Below are 23,683 nucleotides of genomic sequence, written 5' to 3' on the forward strand. Positions count from 1 at the left end.
CTATCAACTTTATTATAAGTTTTCTGCTCATCTACAACAGTGAATCCTGTTGCCCGGATGCTCCGATATGTTGCCTGGCTTTCGGTGTGGCGACCCTTCCGCGGGAGGTGCGCTGGATGAATCCCTGTTGAAGCAGATAAGGCTCGATCGTATCTTCGATGGTGCCTCGTTCCTCGCTGATCGCTGCCGAAAGTGTCTCCACACCGGTCGGACCGCCCTGAAAATGCTCGACCAGTACCTGCAGATATTTTCGATCCAGCACATCGAGTCCCGAATGATCGACTTCCAGCATATCTAATGCGGCGCTCGCAGTTGCCTGATCAATCATTCCACTTCCTTCGACTTCAGCGAAGTCACGCACTCTACGCAACAGCCTGTTAGCGATCCGGGGTGTTCCACGGGACCGTTCGGCAATCGCTGCGATTCCACTTTGGTCGGCCTTCAATTGAAGGATTTGCGAAGAGCGTTCAATGACTTTTCCGATGTCGTCCAGCCCATAGTAGTCCAGTCGCTGGACAATTCCGAAGCGATCGCGCAACGGTGATGTCAGCAATCCGGTTCGGGTAGTCGCACCGACCAGGGTAAAGGGTTGCAGTTTCAGCTGGATGGATTTAGCGGCCGGTCCTTGACCAATAATGATGTCTATAGAGTAATCCTCCATGGCAGGATACAGCACCTCTTCCACAACGGGAGTCAGTCGATGTATCTCGTCCACAAACAATACTGATCCTTTCTGAAGTCGAGTCAGCAGTGCGGCGACATCACCCTTGTGTTCCAGTGCAGGTCCGGAAGTTTGTACCACGTCGACTTCCAGTTCATTTGCAATAATATAAGCCAGCGTTGTCTTTCCCAATCCGGGCGGACCGAACAGCAGCACGTGATCAAGCGCCTCAGATCGTTTCAGTGTCGCTTCGATGAATATGGACAGTTGTCGTTTGGTCTTGGACTGCCCGATGAATTCGTCAAGACGTCTCGGGCGAAGGCTGCGGTCAAATTCCCCTTCGAACGCATCCGTCTCGACCGGTGTGACTGTGCGGATAACGTCGCTCATGACGCAACCGCACTGAGTGCGGACAGAGCTTCGCGGATCAGCTCTTCGGTTGAGGTCGCATCAGTTGATTCGCGTGCCGCCATTATGGCTTGACGGGCATCCCGGTTCGAATATCCAAGTTCTACAAGTGCCTCGATTGCTTCTCGGACTGCATTGCCTGCTCTCAGCTCACCGTCTACGGTGACGTCCTCGATGGCGAACTGCTTGATTTTATCACGCAACTCGATCAGTAATTTCTCAGCTGTTTTCGCTCCGATTCCCGGCACCTTCTCAAGCGGTTTGGTGTCACCCAACTGAACACAGGTCACCACTTCAGCGATGTTCAGGTCGCTGAGTATTGCCAGACCAATCCGCGGCCCCACATTGGAAATCGTGATCAGGACTCTGAACAATTCCCGGTCTGAAACGCTGCTGAATCCGAACAACGCCTGTGTATCCTCTCGAACATGCAGATGGGTGTATATGTCCGCTCGCTCGCCTTCTGCTGGAAAATTCTGGAATTCGGATACCGGCATGTGCACTTCGTAACCGACTCCGTTGACATCCAGAAGGACATAAGGGGGCTTGATCTGTCGAATCAATCCCGATAGGTAACCAATCACACCATCATACCTACGATCAATGTCCTGATGCGGTTGCCCGGCGGATCGATTTTCTCTCGGATTCGAACGGGATGTAATGATAGTGAGCCAACGCAGCGGCCAGGGCGTCTGCCTCGTCTTGCCCGAGTTGCTTGTCGATCATCAACAGCATGCTTACCATATATTGAACCTGCTCCTTGTCCGCTCCTCCGTACCCGGTTATTGTCTTTTTGATTTCGCGCGGCGTATACTCATAGAGTTTGATCTTGCTGGCCATGCAGGCACAGATCGCTGCTCCTCGCGCATGCCCCAGCTTGAGTGCGGACCCCGGGTTGACTGAGACGAAGATCTGTTCCACTACAGCGACGTCAGGGTTATGGCGGTTGATAATGTCAGAAACGCGGTGGTAGATCTCGTCCAGCCTTTCAGGTAACGAGCCTGAGACTGTTTTGATACACCCGCTGTCGATGTGTCTGACCGTTCCGACAGAGGTTTCAATAACACCGTATCCAGTTATTCTTGAACCTGGATCAATTCCTAAAATTCTCATAATTCCGCTTGGGAGAAAAATTCGGCATTGGTATACACATCCTGTACATCATCTAGATCCTCAATTGCATTGATCAGATTAAGCACCCGATCCACCATTTCCTCACCGATTTCCTGGGACGCCGAAGCGCGCTGTTCGATACCCGCCTCTTCGTATGAAATATCGGCTTCGTCCAGTGCCTTGACGACATCGATGAAGAACTCAACCGGCGTGGACACCATAATTGAGCCGTCATCCAGTACATCGATATCGTCGGCGCCGGCGGATATCGCCACATCCATGATTTGTTCCTCGTCGCTGTCACTTAGGAACTGGATCAGGCCAACACGGTTGAACAGGTAGGAAACCGAGCCTTCAGTTCCGAGGTTTCCACCATGTTTGGTGAGCGCGTGCCGTACTTCGCTCACCGTTCGGTTCCGGTTATCGGTCGAGCATTCAATCAGCATAGCTACGCCACCGGGACCGTAGCCCTCGTAGATGACGTCCTGATATCCATCGCCGCCAGATTCACCGGACCCTCTCTGGACTGCGCGATTGATGACATCGCGACCCATATTCGCAGCCAATGCCTTGTCGATTGCCGAGCGCAATCGAGGATTGCTGTCCGGGTCGGGATTGCCGGTCCGAGTGGCAACTGTGATTTCTCTGATAAGTTTCGAGAATAGTTTCCCGCGACGACTGTCCTGGGCGGCCTTCCGAAACCGGATGTTTGCCCATTTGCTATGTCCGGCCATTAGAAACTTGAGTTGATATTTTTTCTGTTATTTTAACACTTTCCAATAGGTTGAAATGTGCAAAATCAATGGTTAAACGGTTTTTGACGGTGATTTCGCCAACGATGTCGACCGTCTGTTCGAGTTCCTGCGGTGAAGTGACTGAATTTGGCATTTCTACCCGAACTTGGGCTTCGCGAATCCAACAAGCCGTAGGGTTTGCGGTGCTTTCAATCGAGGTGAAACGAAGATGACTTCGAATCACAATGCACCCAAGGGTCCATCGACGGTTTGAATAAAGCCGTCTTTCACGGCAAAAATTCCGGCTTAAGCAAACGTCCCCAGTCGTCATCGAAAGGATGAACTTTTGATGCCTTGTCCTCGCCGCGGTAAATTGGACGACTTTCGTTGGCCCACTTGAACAATGACCCTTCCAGGTTGAACACGTTGGAGTAGCCTCGTCGATTGAGAATGGCTGCGATATGCGATGATCGGTAACCGACCGAGCAATACACCACTACGAGATCATCGGGTTTCTGATTCTCAAGCAATTCAATTGCGTCAGTTGCATTCGGCGCAAGGACTGCTCCTTGAATATGACTTACTTCGAATTCCTGTGGTTCCCGCGTATCGAGTATTGTGATTCCGGGTTGGTCCGCGAGCAGTTGGGCCAGATCATCGGTTGATATGTGCTGCACATTCGGATAGTGGTCGCGAACAAAACGCAAGGTATCGGTCCACAGTTCCTCCCGGACGGGTGAATCTGCGGATACAGTCGGAACAAGAATTGCCAGTCCCAGCACGAAGGACCAGATCATGCCAATCAACACACGCTTGTGATTGGCTGCGATGAATCTGAATAACGAAACTGTTGCTGTCATGTTCTTGCCGGTCAATTGACAATGGCGCAGTGCGGTCAACCGTTACCTGTGATATGACTGATACCAGTGAACGAATCTCTCCATCCCGTCTTCCAGGCAGACAGCGGGCGAATATCCAAGGTTTTCGGTGGTCAGTTTGATGTCAGCATAAGTTGCGAGCATTTCGCCTCGTGGCCCTGCTTCGTATATCTTTTCTGCCTTCATACCGAGGTAGTGCTCCAGTAGGGATACCATTTTCTCCAACGGTTCGGTGGTACCCGCCCCCAGATTGTACGCTTGAATTGGCACCGACTGCGAGTCCTGAGACGGTGGGTTGTCCAATGCAGCCACGGTTCCTGAAACAATATCGTCGATATACGTGAAATCACGATGCATATTACCGAAATTGAACAGTCGGATTGGTGTTGAATTCGTAATCGCATTCGAGAACAGATAGTAAGACATATCAGGGCGTCCCCATGGTCCGTATACGGTGAAGTATCGAAGAGCTGACTGCGGCAAGTTGAAGTTGTCGGCATATACATGACTGATCAGCTCGTCCGCGGCTTTTGTGGCGGCATAGATTGAGACCGGTCGATCCACGCGATTCTCGACTGAGAAGGGCAGTTTGTCGTGCTGTGAGTAAATACTGCTCGAGCTTGCGAAAACCAGATGCTCGAAGTTTTCGCTGAGGCGACACAATTGAAGAATATTGGCATGCCCGACAACGTTGCTATTAATCACTTGCAGGGGGTACTGCTGCGAATAACGAACCCCGGCATTGGCTGCCAGGTGCAATACCTTCGGAAATGGCCCCTGTGTGCGGAATATGTTCTCAAGTTGCTGCAAATCACCGATGTTAGCCGCTTCGAACCTGAAGTTTCTGAACTTTTTGAGTTGCGACAATCGGGCGTGCTTCAACTGGACATCATAGTAATCGTTCACGTTGTCCAGTCCAACAACCTCATCACCACGCTCCAAAAGCGCCAAGGATGTCGAGAAGCCGATGAAGCCCGCAGCTCCGGTTACAAGAATTCTCACTTTTCAGTTTATCGGGTATCCGACAGTACAGAAGATCGCCACACGTGCAGTCGATCTCAAATATATACCGAATAGTACGGGGTGACAGGCAGAAAATCGTTTTCCGATATTCGGGATTTGGCAGTCAGAAACCATCAGCCAGGACATATTGAATTGTCTTTTGCACAATACTTGACGGTCTTCATTGGGACGTGGTTACCTGAAGGTGGAATCCTGCCTGATGCAGGTACTGCTTTTCTCGCTCCAGATCGGCCTTGGTCAGTGGGTGGCGGTTTAACCAGTCATCTGGAAATGCCAAGTGGATCCTTTTCTTTTTTGCCAAGCATCGGACTGACAGTCCGCTGCGGTCTGTGCGCGGACGATGGAGGAGTACCGCCAGCCTCAGGATGATGCACAGTCTTTTCAGCGTCTTGACTTGCAAATGCGTTGCGGTTGCGGAGAACTCCACTGGGAAATTACGACGGTGGCCGCCGACCAATATGGCAAGTACCGCCTGTTCAGGCTTGGAGAAGCCGGCCATATCTGAAAATTGCAGGAGGTAGGCGCCATGCTGGTGATACTTGGCATGTGCAATTGACAATCCAATTTCGTGCAGCGTTGCCGCCCAACTGAGCAGGCTCCTCGCTGCGGTGGTGTTGGCAAACCAGTCGCTCTCCACCTGGTCATACACATTAAGGGCGAGTTTCCGTACCCGCATTGCATGCGTTTCGTCGATTGACCAATGCGATGCAAGCGACCTTACTGTTCGCTGTCGGGCATCGTCGTTTCGCAATCGTCCGAGAAGGTCGTACATCACTCCTTCGCGTAGGGCAAGATCCGAGATTTGCATGGACTGGATTCCCAACCATTCAAAAAGTGCGCAGAGTATGGCCAAACCGCCAGGCAGCACTTCGCAACGAATCGGTTCAAAGCCGAGCTGCACCAGTTCGGAGGTGTGTTTGCAGCGCAGGGTCTCCTGTCGGAGTCTGTGCAGCGAATCGATGTCGATGGTACCATCGCTCCATTGCAGGTGGCGCAGCGCTCCGCTCACGGCGTTGATGGTTCCGGAGCATCCCAGCACCTTGTCCCATCCATGATCTCGGAATTGTCTGTGAATTCCCCTGATTTCAAGCTGGGCGTCCAGTTCAGCCTGAAGCATGGCTTTCTCGCATATCCGATTATCGGGAAACCGGGCAACTGAAAGACTCACGCAGCCAATGTAAAGGCTGTCTGCCAGATGGGGGTCGTGGCCGGACCCCACTATGACTTCGGTACTTCCGCCCCCAATGTCAATGACCAGACGGTTGCTCTTGCTTTCTGACAATCCATAACAGACGGACTCGTAGATCAGCCGAGCTTCCTCTCGACCTGTGATCACGTCGATTGTGTGGCCCAGCGCTCTTTCCGCCTTTGGCAGGAAATCGGCAATATTGCGTGCTTTCCGAAATGTATTGGTACCAACCGCGCGAACATTGGTTGAGGGAATGTCGATCAGTCTCTGGCCGAATTGTCCGAGACAGTCCAGGGCTCGGGTTTGGGCATCGGCAGTCAAGTTTGAGTTGTTATCCAGACCGCCTCCCAGCCGCACGATGTCCTTGATTCGGTCGACGACGACGAGTCGTTCATTTTCCAATCTCGCTATAACGAGATGGAAGCTGTTTGATCCGAGATCGACAGCAGCGACAGACTCTGGGTCCTTCGCGCTGGGACTGGAAGTCACCGCATCGCTCACGCGGCGGCCAGTTTACGCAGGGAAGCCGGACTCATGAACCAGCGCAGGGTTCCAAAAGAATTGGCGGGGTTGCCTTCAAATGAGATCATGCACGCGCCGGCTTTTCCGAACTTCACACTTTGTGTGTGGCTGCGGGTGAACTGTTGCATGAGCCAGCTCATATCAGGTTCGTGTCCGACCAGTACCATGGTTCCTGTCTCATTGTTGAGCCAGCCCTGGAGTGTATGAAAACTGCACCCTGGAGTCAGAAGATCGGATATCTCAAGTTGAGGGCGTTTATTCTGTGGGATCGTTGCCAGGAACAGTTCCGCGGTTTGTCTGGCGCGGACATACGGACTGGTTACCACCCGCTGGACATTTTCGTCAAGCAGTTTGTACAGACCGGCGGCTGACAGTTTCATCTTGCTGATGCCGTCCTGTGTCAGCGGGCGCTGGGAATCCGGTGCGCCGTTGCTGCTCATATGAAATACGTATCGATCTTCAGCGATCGCGTGTCTTAGTAGTACTAGCCGCATGACTGATTCGGTAACTTGTTGACGAATTTCGGTGATTGGGATGTTGGGTGCCGACGATTATATATCGACGGAATTCACTCGAATCCGGTAGAGCAGGCTGTCAGTTCGTTCGAATATGGGTAAGAATTCGGATGGTATGCTGAAAATCCGGATCTGGTGGAATGGGCCGGTGCGAAGTTAGTGGTGTCGGTTTGAAGCGGGTGATGCGAGTGGAGGATGAACGGGAATCACTCGGAGTGAAAAAACATATTTAATAACAAATACTTACATGACAAAGTACAATTTAGGGCCAATAAATTGTACTAATTTTCAGCTTGCACAAGCCTTTTTTTTGGAAATTTCGACTAAATTCCCGTTCCTGGCAAGGCAAAATTCACCCGGAATTGACAATCATCGTGTCCATCCTGTTCAGTCAGAAATTACACTAATCGAATGGTGCCAGCATGTCAAGAAATTCCATCAGATTTCATTATAAACAATTGAAAATTGCAGGGGCAGAATTATTGCAGGTCCGGTTATCAGTTTTCGAGCCAAAGGAGCGACCGCTATGCAATAATCACGCTTCATGGAGCCAATATGACCGCGTGCCGAGACTCCTCAAAACCGCTTGAAGCCTAGAGCCCGCTTGGTTTTCGAGCTTTCGGCGAGGTTGACGGATTGGATGACAGAATGCCCGGACAGAGTTCAACACAGTCGACAGCCGATTACGGAATTGAGCATGATTTACTGGCGCTCGCGGAAATTTTGCCTTGGGCAAGCCATGTCGTTGTGTCGGTCCCGAAAAAGTTCGTCGATCGGCTCGTTTTACCGGTCTTGTCGCAATTTGACACAAAATTACCATTGTGTTGCAAGCGGATGACCGCACACCCCCTTCAAACCCGCCTTCTTCGGTCAGAATCCAGCATCGGGACAAGTCGCATCCAGTTTCGCTGCAACAGTACTACGTATGTAATGTATCAACCGCGGGAACCGACCATTGCCTTTTGACAGCAAGCTCACACTGGTCGACAGAAAGGGACGCAAATATCTCACCGCCGACGAACGCCAGCGGTTTCTCCACGCTGCGCGCCAGGCAGAACATCCCGAGGTGCAGACTCTCGCGTTGATGCTCACTTACACAGGCTGTCGGATTTCCGAGGCGCTTGAACTGCGGATGTGTGATATCGACCTTAATCGCTCAGTGGTCAATATCCAATCTCTCAAGCGCCGCTCGGAAGTGTGGCGCGAAGTGCCCATACCAAGCGAATTCGCCAGGGAACTGGAACTGACCCATCAGTTGCGCAGACACCAGGTCGCGGCTCGTACCCGAATCACCCGGCTATGGAATTTCTCGCGTTCCACTGCCTATCGAAAGATCACCGGCCTGATGGCGGCAGCGAATGTCTCCGGCACACAGGCCAGTCCCAAGGGTCTTCGCCACGCCTTCGGCATCGCCGCCGTCGAAGCCGGCGTGCCGTTGCCGACCATCGCCGCCGTGCTCGGCCATTCCAGTATCACGACAACCGCAATCTACACAACTGCTGTCGGCAAGGAGGCGAGGGAACTGCTGCAGAGAATGTGGTAGTCCCGGACATGCACACCAGGCCCGGAACTGAGTATCGGGCGAGCGACGCCATCGGCGCCGCCCGCCCGGCACTCACAACCCGGGTTCGGATCAACCACTTAGTTGTCGGACTCGCTCAGATGTCGGTCACGCTCAAAGTGTCGATCAGTTCCTTGACCCGAGACATCTCGGGATGTATGTACTTCATGGTCGTACGCACGTTGGTGTGCCCAAGCAGCATTTGCAACTCCTTGTACTTTCCCTGCGCGGCAAGCTCCGTCGCCATGGTATGGCGAAGACGGTGTGCGGAAATCTGAATGTCCGTCGCATAACCGACCCGCTTGAAGAAATTGGATACTGTCTGCGGCTCAAGCTTTCCCTCGGTTTTGTAGCGAGGGTTGAACAGGCCGACGTCGAACACAAATCGATCTTCGAAATCCAGAGCGTCGCCAATCTGCTTGAGCGTAAGCTCCTTCAGATACAGCAGGTCATTGGCAACCGGGCTCGGCAGCGGAATCTGCCAGGACCGGTTGGTCTTGCTGTACTTCGCTCTGAGTTCGATGATCCCTTCCTCAAAATCGATATCCTGCCACATAAGACCACAAATCTGGGTACGTCGCATTCCGGTATAGAAGAGCGTCCGTACCAGCAAAGACCATAGCCAGTGCGGCTTGAACGGACAGTCCTCGCTCTCCAGAAATTGCACAACTTTCCTGATTTCGTCCAATGACAAAGTTTTCGGCCTCTCAAAAGGAACTGGGGCATAGTGTATGGTGTAGTCTTTAGGATTCTTGATATATCCTTTTGCTACCGCATATTTCAGAATTATTCCGATATGCCTCAAGTAGCAGTTCCAGGTATTGGGACTGGTACCTCTTGCTTTCAGTTTTTCGCGCCACGCCACGAGACTATCTCCAGTCACCTGATTGACATCGGAGATTTTCATCTCCTTCTCAAAATGCCTGGCGATAAACTCGTAATTGATTCGACTCTGATCCGACAAGTCTTTTGCTTCGCCGTATTCACTTGCTATTGTTGATATTTTCTTCATGATTGATGAATCCTCTTTCGAAAAGCAAAATATTGTATACATTGTTCGACTCCAGCCGGCCAAGTCGAAGACAGAGACGATGCCAGCGGTCGAATTGCTCGGATCGACGCACTGTCACACGCCGAATCCACGCCGGCAGGTCATGACACCCGCAATATTCCAGAATCTGCCGAGCGACAGCGCCGCACATCTGCCATCCCCGCCATGCCGACACGCACCCGCGTCACCCTTCGCCGGCGATCCGGATCCAAGTGCGACCCAAGCCGCCTGGCGACATCAGCCACAGCGGACAAATCGATTGCAAGCCAGCGCATTGCGCCCCGTCAAGACCGCATTCGCCCCGAACAGTCACGTGTCTGCCCGGCAAAGTACTGTCTGAACCGAAGGTGTGAGGCGCCAGCCGCGATCCTCACTTGCCGGACCATCTGCTGCTGTCCTGGTTCAGGCTGCAGCCTAATTATTGGCTGGCGCAATTGCTGATCCCGCGTTCAGCCTGAGGCAGGGTGTCATGCTTGACGGAAGGCTGACGCGATTGAGCTGACGCGAGCAAAGCCCGAAGTGATGCCGAATCCATCACGTTGTCTCGGAACCTGTCGGCAGCGAAGTCGGAAAAGGCATGTACCGAACTGATGAGACGATCCGTCGTCATGCAACGAAAAATTCTGAATGAGGCCGCTGGGGACTGACTCATGGGTGACTTGTCTATTTTGTACCGGTCCTGATTTTTTCGAGAGTCTGCAACCCGCTTGAGCTGCCAAGATGAAGGCTCTGGCTGATATTGCCCAATCCGTGAACCAGCGAACTGACCGCACTTGAACTGACTGAACTCAGAAGCAAAAACCACGCGATTGGCAGGGAGATATAGGAAAACAGGGTGATCAGTCCCAATACGACATCTTCCGGTGTACCGGTTCCACCGAACTCCAAGGCAGAACCGTCCGGATACATGGTCTCAATCAGCTTCTCGTCCAAGAACGCGGCAACCGCCCATAGGGCCGAAAGGAACTTCAGTGAAAAAATGATCACTACGGTTCGAACGATAATTGAGGGGTTGGTGATCGCGTAAGGCACGACCAATGGGATTGAGATATATACCAGCATCAGCATCAGAGCCTGTGCCATCGGCAACCCGATCACCAAAAGCTCCATGAGCACGTGAAATACCGCCGATGCCACAAGTGCACCGAGCACGCCCAGAATCTGCTGCAGCCCGTCGATGCTGAAGATTTCCAGAGAAAACCAGTCAAAGGTCTTGCCATTGTCAGCACGGTCGACCATCACTCTCGGTGCGCTGTTGATGATGCGACGCAAGAATCGGTCTTCATGGTCGATCACCTTGCGCTGTCCGTACAGGGGGTCCGACTCGCGGAACTTCTTGCTTATCCTGTCGAGATCACCCTGCAACCACGGTGCCAATGCGTGAAGTTCCGCCGTCAGCTTTGATCGAAGTCCCAGGTCCGGATGTGACCACCAGGCGTCACAATAGGGCTTTCCGGGCTGAAAGTTGTGGGCGGGGCCGGCAGCAAGCCAGTCCGGCCTGAACGAGCTCGCACTGTAGCCGCTCCCGCAAATCTGCACATCTGTGCACCTTTTGTAGTATCCGGGGGTGTTCAGAAACAAATGAGATCCCAGCCAATCGACCGCTTCCTGGAGATTTTCAGGTTTCGGCGGATCAACGCTGTTTTGGTACTTCGCCAGGGATGGATCATAGCAATCGGCGCGAAATTCCCGCATCTCCCGTATCAGGGGTTCGCTCTGGATGCTGACCTTGGCGATGCGCATCAGCACGGGGCGCATCAATCCGGGGTCACCCAGCAGCGCTACTGCATCAGCCGCTGCGGTGGTAAGCACTGAAGAAGCCTGGTATGCCAGCCACCAGATGAGCGGAACCCGGATTTCTCCCGCATTGTGCGTCGAGCGCATGTATGGCGCGTCGGGGTCACCGGCTGTCACCGTTTTATGTTGTTGTCGGTCCCTGTATTCGATCTCACTCGGATCGATCGGCACTGCCGGCAGGAAACAGAAAATCATGATGACGGCTGCGACATAAATGTCGTGTTCCATTCGCCGCAAGGAGACCGGTGCGGCACTCTTGGACTCCTGACTCTTGATCGGCCCCGACCAATTTCTATAGATCGCGATCGCGAACGGCAGGAATATCAGTCCGCTTGACGCCAGAACGTGTGCGATGCTGTTGCCGATATGCCAGCCGATCAGGGTTGTTGCCAACTCAAAATAGGAATGCACACTCATGGTCTGGACAGTGACTATTGCAGCAGCATTTCTCGAATTGCTTCCGCTGACGGCCCGGGCGTCGTGAGAGTTCGATGTGCGCCCAGTACGCTGAGAACCGTATCGGATATCAGCCGTTTGCTGATATGCATCTCGAATGTCAAACGCTCAATTTCCCGCTCCAGAATGTCAATTTGCTTATGTATGGTCTCTGACACGGTGCCTGAGTTTTGGATATTGGGCTCCATCAGGCCACTGAGCAGCAGCCTGCGCGCCAAAAAGGCCTTTTCGATGATACGCGCCAATGCGATTTCACTGGCGAGGCGCGTGATGAGGAATTCCCGATCCGGAAGATCTCTCAGTGCCGTAATCAGTTCCGGTGACAGTGAGATGCGATTGCTCCGCAATTGTTCCAGCTCCGCGTTTGTCGGAGTTGTTCCCGAGTACACGACTTCAGTCAGCTGGGCATGGACTTGAGTAGTTTCCTCTTCAACTTTCGGTAGCAGGCCGGTACCCGACACCGTGGATGAATTCTCACCGGACTGCATCCGGTAGTCTCCCAGAACATCGGTAATCCACTGGCTCGCCACTTGTGGCGCCGGCCAAAGCTGCTGAAGATGCGAGTGGCTGGCTGTTGTGCGGCTTGCGGCCGCTCCCTTGCAGTTTGGATCCTGCTTCAGCAACAGACACCACCCAGCTTCGGAGGTGTCGGTCAGCAGCCAGATGGGATTGGAACCTCTGCACCCCGATTTTTTCCCAGCGATCCATTCTATGCATCCATCCGCCTTGTCAGCGTGACGTTTCGCCTCGGTGGCGCTTGAGCCGACAGTAGCCTGTTTCTGCCAAGCCTGCACTCTGGAGATTCTCATGAGATCCTGAAACGGGTCGGTTCCATCTGCAAGTTCCTTCATGGTGTCTTCGCAGGACTTGACGGAAATATCCCACTTTTTCTCAGCGCGCACCACATAGTGCTGAAGAAGCTGGCACATGCCCGGCTTGGCACGGCATAGGATATATCCTGGCAGAGCGCTTGTCACAGTCTGTGGAATCGCACTCAGTGATGTCAAGGTGTCGTTCAGCTGGTTCGACAGCATGTCCTGAATGTCGAAGGAAGGACTGAAGCTGCCGCAAACTCCACTGGTCAGGTTCGTCTTGGTACGCTGCCAGTTGAGACTGGAGTCAACCGAAGCCGCTGAACTTGTCGCTTTAGTCCCGCCCAGTGAGTAATACAGCGGATAGTTGGTGATTGACTCCTCCGCTGACGCAAACTCAAAACCGGTCGCGAGCACGCTGAGCGATATCGCTCCGATCAGTTGCCTGATGCGGCAGGCTTGTCCGTTGAGTCTCAAGGTTGCAGGTGGGTTATGAAGTTGTATTTCTCGAAAATTCTACAGGACGATTCAGCAATCCAGGCCCGTTAATGCCGATAGCATGCCGTGGAGATATCGATTGCGGAGATTTGGTCGGGCTCGGCCGAGACTGCTGTCGGCATCTGCCAAGCCGGGTACGCAAGATCAGCGACGATTCATGCCTGATGATGTGGAGCCGATCGTGTATTGGACGACATAGTCCATATGATCGCCTCGTTGCCATCACTATAATGGGCAGGGATTCTTGCGTTCACCAGGGTTGGAGTACATTTTGATGAATCACGACAGTGCCACGACCGCACTTGCAAAAAAACTGATCCAGCAACCGTCAGTTACTCCTGACGACGCCGGCTGTCAGGCCATTCTCGCCGATCTGCTGCAGAACGATGGTTATCGTGTCGAGCATATGAACTTCGGGTCGGTATCCAATCTGTGGGCGAGAATCGGTGACGAACGGCCGAATCTGGTCTTTGTCGGACATACTGATGTCGTTCCAACCGGCGATGAGTCCGAGTGGATTTATCCACCATTTTCAGCGACGGAAGCCGATGGTGTGCTTTACGGCCGGGGTGCGGCAGACATGAAAGGCAGTATTGCAGCCATGGTGACCGCCTGTCAACGATTCCACTCCCGATACGAAACCTTTGCCGGGTCAATGTCATTACTGATTACAAGCGATGAAGAGGGCATAGCCGTAGACGGCACCCGCCGCGTTCTGGAGGTATTGGATGCGAGGTCGGAGAAGATTGACTATTGTCTTGTCGGTGAGCCTACCTCGGTTTCGGAATTGGGCGATACGATCAAAATCGGTCGTCGCGGGTCTCTATGCTGTGAATTGGTTGTCAAGGGCAAGCAAGGACATGTTGCCTACCCGCATCTCGCAGATAATCCCATTCACCGTTCGGGCAGATTGATTGCCAGTCTTGCTGAGATGACCTGGCACGACGGAGGGACGGACTTTCCGGATACAACTTTGCAAATCTCCAATATCAACGCCGGAGTCGGTGCAGGAAATGTGATTCCAGGTCGATTGGACCTTTCGATGAATTTTCGATACTCTCCGGCTACAAAAGCCGCCACCCTGATTGACGATGTGGAATCTCTTTGCAGGAGCCTGAATCTGGACTATGAGGCGAACTGGGATCATTCGGCCGATTCCTACTATACAAGCGAGACTTACTTTGCCGATGCGGTCGCCGATGCGGTCAGCCATATATTGAGCTGCAAGCCGATTCTATCTACGGATGGCGGGACATCTGATGGTCGGTTTGTTGCCGGTACCGGTGCCCAGGTCATTGAGTTGGGGCCGCTGAATTCGACGATCCACAAAGTCAATGAGTGTGTCGCGACGTCAGATCTGGATTTGCTTTCACAAGTCTATGAGCGAATTATGGAGACAGTGCTTTTAGGAACTGATCATGGTACTGAATGAACCGAATCAAGCCTCCGTCATAGATCTGGGGCATAAGTCATATACGCCCAATTACAAACCCCGAGACATCGTATTTCGTTCTGGAAGTGGCTGTCACCTTCAGGATATGGATGGAAACGAATACCTGGATCTGGGATCAGGAATCGGTGTCAACAGCTTAGGCCATAGGCATCCGGAAATTGTCGATGCATTGAACCACCAGGCATCGCGGATCTGGCATACCAGCAATATCTATTTCACCGAGCCGCCGGTTCGGCTCGCTTCCCGGATCATCGACAGGACATTTGCCGAAAAGATATTTTTCTGCAATTCCGGCGCAGAGGCAAACGAAGCGGCAATAAAGGTAGTGCGCAAGTATGCCTACGAAAACCATGCTCCGGAAAAGCGAGTCATCATTACATTTGAAGGTTCATTTCATGGGCGGACAATCGCGTCGGTCACGGCTACCGCCCAACCGAAATATCATGAAGGGTTCGGTCCGCTGCCCGCTGGTTTTCGATATTGCGCATTCAATGATCTGGATAGTTTTAGAACTGCTTTGAAAGAAGATGTCTGTGCGGTCTTGCTGGAACCGATCCAGGGTGAAGGTGGGATACGCCCGTTTTCCGTGGATTTTCTTACGCAAGTTCGAAAATTATGTGACGAGAACGAATCGCTGTTGATATTCGATGAAATTCAATGCGGGATGGGCAGGACCGGACAACTCTTTGCCTATGAGTGGGCACACGATGTCGTGCCTGATGTCGTTACAATTGCCAAGGCACTTGGCGGCGGACTTCCAATCGGTGCAACCTTGCTTGGCAGCAAGCTCAACAACGTCCTCAGTCTCGGGAGTCATGGATCAACTTTCGGGGGAAATCCTGTGTGTTGCGCCGTGGCTGATGTCGTATTCAAGAAGCTCAGCGATGCAGATTTCCTGTCTCGTATCAGAACAAAGGGTGAGTATCTGGTGTCCCGACTGACCCGATTGAATGAATGTACGGGATTTTTTGAGGAGATACGCGGCAAGGGCTTGATGATTGGGATGCAAATCAGCCAAAGACATGGAGATATTGCCGCTCAAGTCATGCAAAGTTGCTTGGAGGAAGGCCTTCTGATTCTCCAGTCAGGGCCCAATGTCATTCGTCTGTTACCCGCGTTGACGATCAGTGACGAAGAAATCAATCGTGGCGTAGAACTGCTTGAAAAGGCGCTGAAAAGGCACATTTGAACCATTTTGTTTACAATATATCTGTTGAAACAACTATATAGGCAAAGCAGACATAGCAGCATAAGTTCCAGGCCGGTATTGCGGGAACTGCATTTCGATTCCGTGCCATTGCGCAATTGCCTCAACTGCTACGTCCGGGAATTCGCTGGACGACATTACCGCCGTTCGCCAGATACCGCCAACCAGATGGAATCCATCGTGCATGGGATGAGTGCGAGACATCTCACATACAAGAAACCGGGTTGATCAGGAGGGAGAGTCAATGTCAAGGACCACAGCGATGCGCGCATTCGGCACTTCAGGCCGGGCAGGTCACGATTCGAGTGCTTTCTATGATCGGAGAATGTATGCCGATGACAAGTCTTCCGGTGCCGCGAAATCCGATGAAGAGATCGACTGCAGTGAAGATGTAGTCAATCGGGTCTACAATCATTCCAGCACCGACATGTACCATCTGCCGAGCAATTGCGTTCATCTGATGGTGACATCACCTCCCTACAATGTAGGCAAGGAATATGATGAGGATTTAACCGAGAACGAGTATTGTGACCTTCTGTATTCTGTTTGGCAGGAGGTTTATCGTGTACTGGTCCCTGGCGGCAGGGCGTGTATCAACATTGCCAACATTGGAAGAAAGCCATACATCCCGTTAAACGCCATGATATCTCGTCAAATGAGTGCGATCGGATACCTGATGCGAGGGGAGATCATTTGGGATAAGTCTGCCAGTGCAGGGGCTTCATGTGCATGGGGAAGTTGGAAATCAGCCTCAAATCCCGTGCTTCGCGATACTCACGAATACATACTTGTTTTCTCGAAAGGACAATACAATCGCCAGGCAAAAGACAAGGAATCCACGATAAACAAAGATGAGTTCCTTGAATTCACCAAAAGCGTCTGGAAGTTCCCTGCTGAATCAGCAAGACGCGTCAGCCATCCAGCCCCGTTCCCTCTCGAATTACCGAGAAGATTGATTCAGTTGTATACCTATGCCAATGACGTTGTACTTGATCCGTTTATCGGATCCGGCACAACTGCAGTTTCTGCGTCGCGCGCAGGGCGAAGGTATGTTGGATATGATGTATCTTCAGAATATGTAAAGATTTCTGAGACACGCTTGGTGATGGAAGGCCAGCCGTTGCTTGTATGAACTGTCCCAAGTCCTGACAAGCGTAAACGATTCGCTGCAGGAGACCCTGTCGCATTCGATCAGCCCGACCTGCATAGGTTCGAGATAGGACAGATGGAACCTTCGTCAATTGCGCTCAGATAGCGATCAGTTACTGGCTGGTTATAGAAGCTCGACAAGCAATCCGGAAAGACTGCTGGAATACCATCTTTCCCCGTGAAGACAGTCTGGCTGGGGGTAATTCCCCAATGCCGAACTTCGTCGCAAACGGAAATAATCAGGCGGTTGCGGGCTGGGTCGCGTCTAACGCGCGACAATCTTCGGATTGCCACCCGATCGAGATTTCCTGGCCATATTCCAGATTGACGTGACCGTGTGAATTTGGAATCTTGACTATGAAATCACTTTGTCCGCAAAGACTGACACGAGTTCGTACATGATCGCCCAGGTAAATCACCTCTTCAACTTTGGCTGGAACAACATTTGCACAGGTACCCGGTTCCGGTTGGACAGTGACTCGCTCTGGTCTCAATGACAGTGTGGTACGGGAATTATTGCCATCAATATTGACAACCTTGGCCTGGACTGTATTTCCATCCGAAACCTCAACATCGCATACGCCATTTGAAACGTTCCTGACAGTTCCGAACAGAACATTGTTTTCTCCGATAAACTGCGCGACGAAAGCATTTTCCGGCTCTTCATAGAGATCATCCGGCGGGGCTAATTGTTGAATGATTCCATCATTGAACACCGCAATCCGATTCGACATGGTCAGTGCTTCGCCTTGATCGTGGGTGACGTAGATCACGGTTACATCCAGATTTTCGTGGATATGCTTGATTTCGTATTGCATCTGTTCGCGGAGCTGTTTATCAAGGGCTCCTAACGGTTCGTCCATCAAAACCAGCTTGGGCTCGAAGACCAGCGCCCGCGCCACTGCAACCCGTTGCTGCTGACCACCTGAAAGCTGTCCCGGCAGTCTTGCGCCGAACTCACCGAGCTGAACCATATTCAGAGCCTTGTTCACCCGATCCTCAACTTCGGACGCGGGTAACTTTCGAACACGGAGCGGGAAGGCTAAATTCTCACTCACCGTCATATGCGGGAAGAGGGCATAGTTTTGGAAAACCATCCCAATATCACGTTTATGAGGAGAGACGTGATTAATTGGATTTCCATCGAGAATGATTTCGCCATGCGTCGCAGTTTCAAACCCAGCGAGCATCATCAGGCACGTTGTTTTCCCGGAACCTGAAGGGCCCAACAACGTAACAAACTCTCCCTTCGCCACAGAAAGGTTTAAGTTTTTGACGACCAAAGTTTCGCCGTCATAACTTTTTTGAACGTCAACAAACTGGACGTATGATTCTTTTTCTTTCATTACAGATACCTATGTTGCCTTGCTCCTCGCCCGGTGTAGTATAGGATATTACAGGTCGAATCAAGCAACAAAAAAGTGAAATATATCCTGTGAACCTTCCCAGAGCATGGTAATGGCGACAATGAAAATTATAATTATTCCCACATAGGCAAGCCAGCGATGCTTTTGAAGCAGATTAGCAATATACGTTGCTGCTACGAGCATGAGTACCACCGAGAGTGCCAGGCCAAAAACTAGTATCGCGAGATGATCTCGGGCAATCCCGGCGACAGCCAATACGTTATCCAGTGACATGGATATATCAGCCGCAAGAATCTGAAAAAGCGCTTGTTTGAAGCTTAGTGACTGGGATGGGCTATCTGGGTTTATCGAAGATTCTGTAGTATTGTGACGATTCATATCGACATACAGCCGCCAGCAAACCCATAGCAAGAGCAGGCCACCGACTACCAACAACCCGGGAATCTTAAGTAACTGAACTGTCACTACGGCGAAACAGATTCGCAGTATGACAGCCAGACCGACTCCGATTGCGATCACTTTCGCACGCTGTTCTTTAGGCAATCCGGCTGCCACCAACCCGACAGCGATCGCGTTGTCCCCAGCGAACAGGATGTCCACTAGTACAACTTGAAAAAATACACTTAATTCAGACATTAGGGCGTGTGAAAACTCTATAGGAAAGGTGTCTAACTGACTACCCGACTGCATTAGTATATTGGATTGGCTGAGACGGAGAGCGACAATTGGTGCCGATCAGGAGGCCCTAAGGCAAATCAGGATATCGGATGGACAATTGAACATCATGAAATCAAGCACAATGTGAAGTCATTCATCCAGGCGTAGTCGGGAAGACTATTGGCAGGTTGAGCAAAATGAAGGCTTTTGCGACAATCCCATCATTCGATCGCCAGATTTTGCAAAAGCCAGTGCCGAAGGGGCACTAATCTGACCTGTCAGATGTCGAAACTAAACGGTCATGATTGGTGTCATAAACCCCCATAATGAAAGCAATTTTCAAGGCAAAGGTACGGCCGAGGTCGAAAGCATCCAGTTCGCAAAGCGCTAGAAGTCGAAATGGGTCAAAAGAATTCCACCAGCTTTGACACAACACTTGTACTTCGCCCAGTAGTTCCAAATGTATTCACCATCGCCAGCCTGCGCTTTGTACGGCCAGATCGGACTTTTGCCAAATGTCAGACATGACTTGTTTTCCAGCGGCAATATCATCTGCCATTTGTCTGTTTTCTCGTCCGACTTTGGTAGCCATTGGTACCAGGATTGCGATAGACAGCTGGATTCGCGGTCACTCCATGAACCTCCACTTCGACTGCAATCGTCCTCGTTCGTCGCTTTAGAATCGCCGCGCTGGACGACGTTGAATGGTCTTTGAGAAAATTTATTGACGACGTGTCCGGAAATGTCTCCGAGTAGAATATCAACTGCGCGTTGACAGTTTACGGCCGCCGCTTTCCCCGGATGAGCCTGAAAAACAAATCCCGAACGAGGGAAAACCGAGCCCCAAGTATGATGAGGCCAATCTCCAATTTCTCTCTCACCTGGAGTTTTGGCTTCTCTTCTCTCACCATCGGGCAACCCGCTTCGCCATGCTTTATGGTCAATGAGAGAGATGAAGTAAGGAAAATGTGGCTTGGCCGCTGACTGACATAGAAATCTTCCGAATTCCATAGAATTACTCGCAGGGTTGCCGATTACGTCGACTTCACTATATTGAAGGGATTCCTGCTGCATCAATTCGTTTCCTACCCCTGCCATACTACCACCCGACAGCAACGAGTTGGACTGGTTCCGGATTGACTGAAGTATCGGTCTTTTCTCGACCCAAGGTGTTTTCGCTGATTGGGGATATGAGGTCACTACCAAATCTGGCAATCGATGAGAAATTCTTGGAGTTGTTACGACGAAACAGCCAAAAATTGAGCATTGGAGCCATATACAGATGCCACTGATTTTCCAATCAAGGCAATCAAGGCTCATAGAGCGCGAGATTATTTCGGCTGTGGTAATTGGCTCAGCACTCGATTGGGAGGACGCCGACAATGCAAATAAAGCCGATAGGAGCCAAACTGCTACTGGTTTCTGAAGTCTCTCCATAAACGCAGAATTTCATCCAGTTCAGTAGTGTCGTATACAACTATTGAGTCGTCTATGACTGCGGCCGGCAGCCTGAGTATCCCGAATCGTTCCGCCAATTCGTGCGCTTCAATCGCAGTTCGATATAGGTTTTTGAGTTCATCCAGATTGTTTTTTATCCTGTCGGCAGCCTGCCGGGCAGCCACTTGCGGATTGTCCGAGAGATTTTCACTTAGACTGGCGTTCATCCTATTGATCAGGGAATAGTCATACAGCTCGATACTGATCGACCCGGGAATGTCGGAGGCATGCAGCCGAATTTCTTGCGGTTTGTCTATAAACAGCTTGATGTTTTGAGGCAGGTCTGATGCATAGAGAATATGCACATTGATTGTTGATGCGAACAGAAAAGCAAGAAGTCCTGGCGCTGCTTTCATAACTCTGACTTCTTTGATCGATTGGTTCTAATTGAATCGGCGATCAGATAAGCCGCTTCAAGTTCGGAAACACTTTCCTGATCCATGATTCTCTGTCGCTCGGCTTTCTCACTCTTTTCTGTCTGACTCAACGCGAGTGCGAGAGCCGGAGGAGTATTTCTGAATAAAGACAGCAGGCGGGCGGAAATTATGGTTCCTTCCGTGAAAAGACCTGGCGATTTCCTGGCGGCGAGAAGCAAATCCTTCTGTTGGGATGTCAATGACTTGAACCTTGCAATCTGATCAATTTCGTCTCTATCAAGTGACAGGCAGTACCACCACTCGGGCTGATTGAGCAGTTCTTTTGCATTGTCTGGAAACTGTCGAATATTTTGAGTTGCGATCCAAAGCCAAGCGCCGAAAGTTCGCCACATGGCGGAAATTCGATTGATATAAGGGGAAATCAGCGGGTTTTGCAACAGGATGTGTGCTTCATCAATTACCACGATTGTCTGTCGTTGCGTGTATTGATTGGCTTCAATTTCGTTGTTGATCGTAGAAAACAGGCCAGTCAGAGCCACTGCAAGACGGTCTTCATATCCCCGTCTTGCAAGAATGTCCAATTCAATTACGGTGATGTCAGAGCTAGGCCACAAGTCACCCTCGCGGTCGAATAGCTCACCATTCAAGCCTGTACAGAACACATTGATTGCACTGGCCATTCGGGCTGATCGACTTTTCTGATGTTGCGACAGGGTACGATCGTCGATCGTGCCAGTTTTCGCCGCATCCAAAAAAGTCTGCATCAGATCAGATGTCATCGTCTGAGTTCTTCCGTCCGAAAGGGATCGCTTCGCTGCTTGCTTGAGTGCAACTCGAATCAAGTCCAAATCATCCCGTCGCAAGCGACTTTCTTCATTCTCCTGCCCGCCTGTGATCATCAGACGGGCTTGAATTTCCATTTCTCCCAGCGGATCTCGATGAAATGAGTCTGGCTTTTCAGAGCCGCCGTTCTCCGAGTCGAGAAGAGTTTGCGCGAACTTGAATGGGGGCAGGGATACCCTGCTGCTTCCGTCAATTCTCACCTGGTGAACCGAAAGTCCCATTTCCTTGCAATGTGCGGCAAACAATCCGAATGTTGGCAGCGCGGAGAGAAGTACGATTCTTGGTCGATGAACCGCGGTCAGGTGAAGAAGGAAGTAAATCAGCAAAGCTGTCTTTCCTGAGCCGGTGGGGCCGAGGATGAGCGAGTGTGCATTTTTTTGACGATCTGTGGGGTTCAATGGATCGAACACAAGCGGCTCTGCGCCGCGATTGAAAAGAATACACCCCGGAAAACCTGTTCCAGTTGATCTTCCGTACACTGGCAGCATTCTCGATATGTGGCTGGAAAACCAAAGTCTTGATCGACGTGCGAATGGCCTGTTATCCTGTTCAATGTCAAACCCAAACGGCAACGCCCGAATATAGCTGTCCAGAGCAATGGGATCGTGCCTGGGCGGAATAGGTCTAAGACCATTGGCGTGCATGAGACTCAAGACACGTTCGGTATTCCTGTTCAGTTCGGTCAGACTAGCACTTGACAGAAACACACCCGAGTACACTCGATATACCGGGTTGGAGCGTGTTATTTCCATTAAGGCGGTGTTTGCGAGGTTCCTCCGCTCGGATGCCGCGGGATCATCGCCAACTGAATTGGTACGAACTCGTCGAATTTTCTTCTCAATCTGCTCCTGAGGTGAGAAGACAACACTCATGGACCAGATGGAATTTTCGGGCATGCGATCCCATAGTGTGCCAATGGAGTCCCCGAATTTTCGTTCACCGGTCAGATGCCCGATTTCCGGTTCCACGGTCAATTCGTCCAAAGTTACAAATCTGCTCGGATTTCCGCAGAACCACCAGATTCCCGGTCGTTTCCATGTCCATGGCACCGTACCGTGCATCGAAGCACGACTAATATCTGATCTTGCGTTGTTTGAAAACAATGACATCGATCGTTCCTGCCGACTAGGGTTCCACGGGCTTGCCTGCAGTAACTCAGAAGTGTCTCCATATCCGGTATGCGTCGGCGGCTTGGGCACAAACCACTGTGTCAACCATTCGTAGAGTTCTTCCGCGCCCTGGGCAATCAACTTGACTTCCGCCTGGGCAAGCGCACTTTCCAATTGTTCACAGACTTGATCAATGGTTTCGTCGCCTGTTGAGTTCGACGCGGGCAAGTTGCGCCAAATACACAAACGGATGCGTCTGTTTCTACCTCGCCATTGTTTTCCCACTAGACCCAAGTCGCGAAATAAACCGCCTTTTTCGGTCATGTCTTTCAGATGCTCGCCAATTCGACGAAACCAATCAGTCGTATATTCGGTTTCTCGAATTGACTTGTGCGTATAACGTATGACTTGCCTGGTCAATTCGCGGACAATACTGTCATTTTCATCTTGAACAAACCATTGTGCTATCCATGGTCCGTTCGAGAGTTCGGATATGCTATTTGAAATCGCTTCGGTGACTTTCTTGTGAAGTAATTCGATATCTTCCGGACTCCTGGCTTCAGTGCTGCTGCATACAACCTCAAATAGTCGACCTGTACTGTTAAGGTCGGCTAGTCCGATCAAGCCATTTTGCAGATCGATACGCGGTGCGAGCAGGTCGGAAAATGACCGTGTGCTCTTCACAATTGCGCGATACTCCTTGTCCGGATGGAGTTGAGGCTCAAGATATTCTGATACTGTAAGTGGTTTGCATCCGTCCCCATTCCATTCCACCAGTGGTATTTCGTCGTTGCCAGATTCTTGTG

General features: G+C 51.3%; 22 protein-coding genes. 5 read left to right on the forward strand and 17 right to left on the reverse strand.

The window, feature by feature from the left end:
* Positions 1 to 31: 31 nt before the first annotated feature.
* The 8 genes from ruvB to OXI60_09350 all read right to left on the reverse strand — a co-directional run bounded on the left by ruvB (position 32) and on the right by OXI60_09350 (position 7,022).
* Positions 32 to 1,051: a Holliday junction branch migration DNA helicase RuvB gene (gene ruvB / locus OXI60_09315; protein MDE0310012.1), complete on the reverse strand. Its 1,020-nt coding sequence runs from the start codon at positions 1,049 to 1,051 to the stop codon at positions 32 to 34.
* A complete protein-coding gene (gene ruvA / locus OXI60_09320; protein ID MDE0310013.1) occupies positions 1,048 to 1,653 on the reverse strand; it encodes a Holliday junction branch migration protein RuvA in 606 nt (201 codons plus the stop codon). The genes ruvB and ruvA overlap by 4 nt, the downstream gene beginning before the upstream one ends.
* Before the next feature lie 16 nt (positions 1,654 to 1,669).
* Positions 1,670 to 2,182, reverse strand: a complete 513-nt coding sequence (gene ruvC / locus OXI60_09325) for a crossover junction endodeoxyribonuclease RuvC (GenBank protein ID MDE0310014.1) — start codon at positions 2,180 to 2,182, stop codon at positions 1,670 to 1,672.
* Positions 2,179 to 2,916: a YebC/PmpR family DNA-binding transcriptional regulator gene (locus OXI60_09330; GenBank protein MDE0310015.1), complete on the reverse strand. Its 738-nt coding sequence runs from the start codon at positions 2,914 to 2,916 to the stop codon at positions 2,179 to 2,181. The genes ruvC and OXI60_09330 overlap by 4 nt, the downstream gene beginning before the upstream one ends.
* Positions 2,917 to 3,203: 287 nt before the next feature.
* On the reverse strand, positions 3,204 to 3,776 hold the full coding sequence (locus OXI60_09335; GenBank protein ID MDE0310016.1) for a rhodanese-like domain-containing protein: 573 nt from the start codon (positions 3,774 to 3,776) through the stop codon (positions 3,204 to 3,206).
* Positions 3,777 to 3,818: 42 nt separating this feature from the next.
* Positions 3,819 to 4,796, reverse strand: a complete 978-nt coding sequence (locus OXI60_09340; GenBank protein ID MDE0310017.1) for an NAD-dependent epimerase/dehydratase family protein — start codon at positions 4,794 to 4,796, stop codon at positions 3,819 to 3,821.
* Between the two features lie 181 nt (positions 4,797 to 4,977).
* Positions 4,978 to 6,495, reverse strand: a complete 1,518-nt coding sequence (locus tag OXI60_09345; protein MDE0310018.1) for a Ppx/GppA phosphatase family protein — start codon at positions 6,493 to 6,495, stop codon at positions 4,978 to 4,980.
* A gap of 8 nt (positions 6,496 to 6,503) precedes the next feature.
* Entirely contained in the window at positions 6,504 to 7,022 is a 519-nt protein-coding gene (locus OXI60_09350; protein MDE0310019.1) for a histidine phosphatase family protein, read from the reverse strand.
* Positions 7,023 to 7,998: 976 nt separating this feature from the next.
* Here OXI60_09350 and OXI60_09355 point away from each other — a divergent pair.
* Positions 7,999 to 8,586 (forward strand): tyrosine-type recombinase/integrase, encoded by a 588-nt coding sequence (locus OXI60_09355; GenBank protein MDE0310020.1) that lies wholly within the window; start codon positions 7,999 to 8,001, stop codon positions 8,584 to 8,586.
* A 115-nt stretch (positions 8,587 to 8,701) separates the two neighbouring features.
* Here the strand turns inward: OXI60_09355 and OXI60_09360 are convergent, their stop codons facing one another.
* Positions 8,702 to 9,616 carry a site-specific integrase gene (locus tag OXI60_09360; protein ID MDE0310021.1) on the reverse strand — a complete coding sequence of 305 codons (915 nt, stop codon included), beginning with the start codon at positions 9,614 to 9,616 and terminating at the stop codon, positions 8,702 to 8,704.
* On the opposite strand from OXI60_09360, the gene OXI60_09365 reads away from it, so the two are divergent.
* Complete coding sequence (locus OXI60_09365) at positions 9,615 to 9,995, forward strand: hypothetical protein (GenBank protein ID MDE0310022.1); 381 nt, start codon at positions 9,615 to 9,617, stop codon at positions 9,993 to 9,995. The genes OXI60_09360 and OXI60_09365 overlap by 2 nt on opposite strands.
* Positions 9,996 to 10,073: 78 nt before the next feature.
* Here OXI60_09365 and OXI60_09370 read toward each other — a convergent pair whose 3' ends face one another.
* Genes OXI60_09370 through OXI60_09380 form a run of 3 tightly spaced genes read right to left on the reverse strand, consistent with a single transcriptional unit; the run spans position 10,074 to position 13,197 of the window.
* Positions 10,074 to 10,265 carry a hypothetical protein gene (locus OXI60_09370; GenBank protein ID MDE0310023.1) on the reverse strand — a complete coding sequence of 64 codons (192 nt, stop codon included), beginning with the start codon at positions 10,263 to 10,265 and terminating at the stop codon, positions 10,074 to 10,076.
* A gap of 53 nt (positions 10,266 to 10,318) precedes the next feature.
* On the reverse strand, positions 10,319 to 11,869 hold the full coding sequence (locus OXI60_09375; GenBank protein MDE0310024.1) for a conjugal transfer protein TraG N-terminal domain-containing protein: 1,551 nt from the start codon (positions 11,867 to 11,869) through the stop codon (positions 10,319 to 10,321).
* 14 nt (positions 11,870 to 11,883) lie between these two features.
* A complete protein-coding gene (locus OXI60_09380) occupies positions 11,884 to 13,197 on the reverse strand; it encodes an integrating conjugative element protein (protein ID MDE0310025.1) in 1,314 nt (437 codons plus the stop codon).
* 295 nt (positions 13,198 to 13,492) lie between these two features.
* Here OXI60_09380 and dapE point away from each other — a divergent pair, with 295 nt between their 5' ends.
* The 3 genes from dapE to OXI60_09395 all read left to right on the forward strand — a co-directional run bounded on the left by dapE (position 13,493) and on the right by OXI60_09395 (position 17,010).
* On the forward strand, positions 13,493 to 14,650 hold the full coding sequence (gene dapE / locus OXI60_09385; GenBank protein MDE0310026.1) for a succinyl-diaminopimelate desuccinylase: 1,158 nt from the start codon (positions 13,493 to 13,495) through the stop codon (positions 14,648 to 14,650).
* Positions 14,637 to 15,860 (forward strand): aspartate aminotransferase family protein, encoded by a 1,224-nt coding sequence (locus OXI60_09390; protein MDE0310027.1) that lies wholly within the window; start codon positions 14,637 to 14,639, stop codon positions 15,858 to 15,860. The genes dapE and OXI60_09390 overlap by 14 nt, the downstream gene beginning before the upstream one ends.
* Positions 15,861 to 16,122: 262 nt before the next feature.
* On the forward strand, positions 16,123 to 17,010 hold the full coding sequence (locus OXI60_09395; GenBank protein ID MDE0310028.1) for a site-specific DNA-methyltransferase: 888 nt from the start codon (positions 16,123 to 16,125) through the stop codon (positions 17,008 to 17,010).
* Between the two features lie 256 nt (positions 17,011 to 17,266).
* Here OXI60_09395 and OXI60_09400 read toward each other — a convergent pair whose 3' ends face one another.
* The 5 genes from OXI60_09400 to OXI60_09420 form a co-directional block, all read right to left on the reverse strand.
* Positions 17,267 to 18,373, reverse strand: a complete 1,107-nt coding sequence (locus tag OXI60_09400) for an ABC transporter ATP-binding protein (GenBank protein MDE0310029.1) — start codon at positions 18,371 to 18,373, stop codon at positions 17,267 to 17,269.
* Between the two features lie 60 nt (positions 18,374 to 18,433).
* A complete protein-coding gene (locus OXI60_09405) occupies positions 18,434 to 19,030 on the reverse strand; it encodes a YjbE family putative metal transport protein (GenBank protein ID MDE0310030.1) in 597 nt (198 codons plus the stop codon).
* A 408-nt stretch (positions 19,031 to 19,438) separates the two neighbouring features.
* The gene (locus tag OXI60_09410; protein MDE0310031.1) at positions 19,439 to 20,488 is read right to left on the reverse strand and encodes a TIGR03756 family integrating conjugative element protein; all 1,050 of its coding nucleotides are present in this window, start codon (positions 20,486 to 20,488) and stop codon (positions 19,439 to 19,441) included.
* Positions 20,464 to 20,904 (reverse strand): DUF1525 domain-containing protein, encoded by a 441-nt coding sequence (locus OXI60_09415; protein MDE0310032.1) that lies wholly within the window; start codon positions 20,902 to 20,904, stop codon positions 20,464 to 20,466. Before OXI60_09415 ends, OXI60_09410 begins: the two co-directional genes overlap by 25 nt.
* Positions 20,901 to 23,651, reverse strand: a complete 2,751-nt coding sequence (locus tag OXI60_09420) for a conjugative transfer ATPase (GenBank protein ID MDE0310033.1) — start codon at positions 23,649 to 23,651, stop codon at positions 20,901 to 20,903. The genes OXI60_09415 and OXI60_09420 overlap by 4 nt, the downstream gene beginning before the upstream one ends.
* Positions 23,652 to 23,683 lie beyond the last annotated feature (32 nt).

The sequence above is a fragment of the Acidiferrobacterales bacterium genome (assembly GCA_028820695.1).
GTDB lineage: Bacteria > Pseudomonadota > Gammaproteobacteria > Arenicellales > JAJDZL01 > JAJDZL01.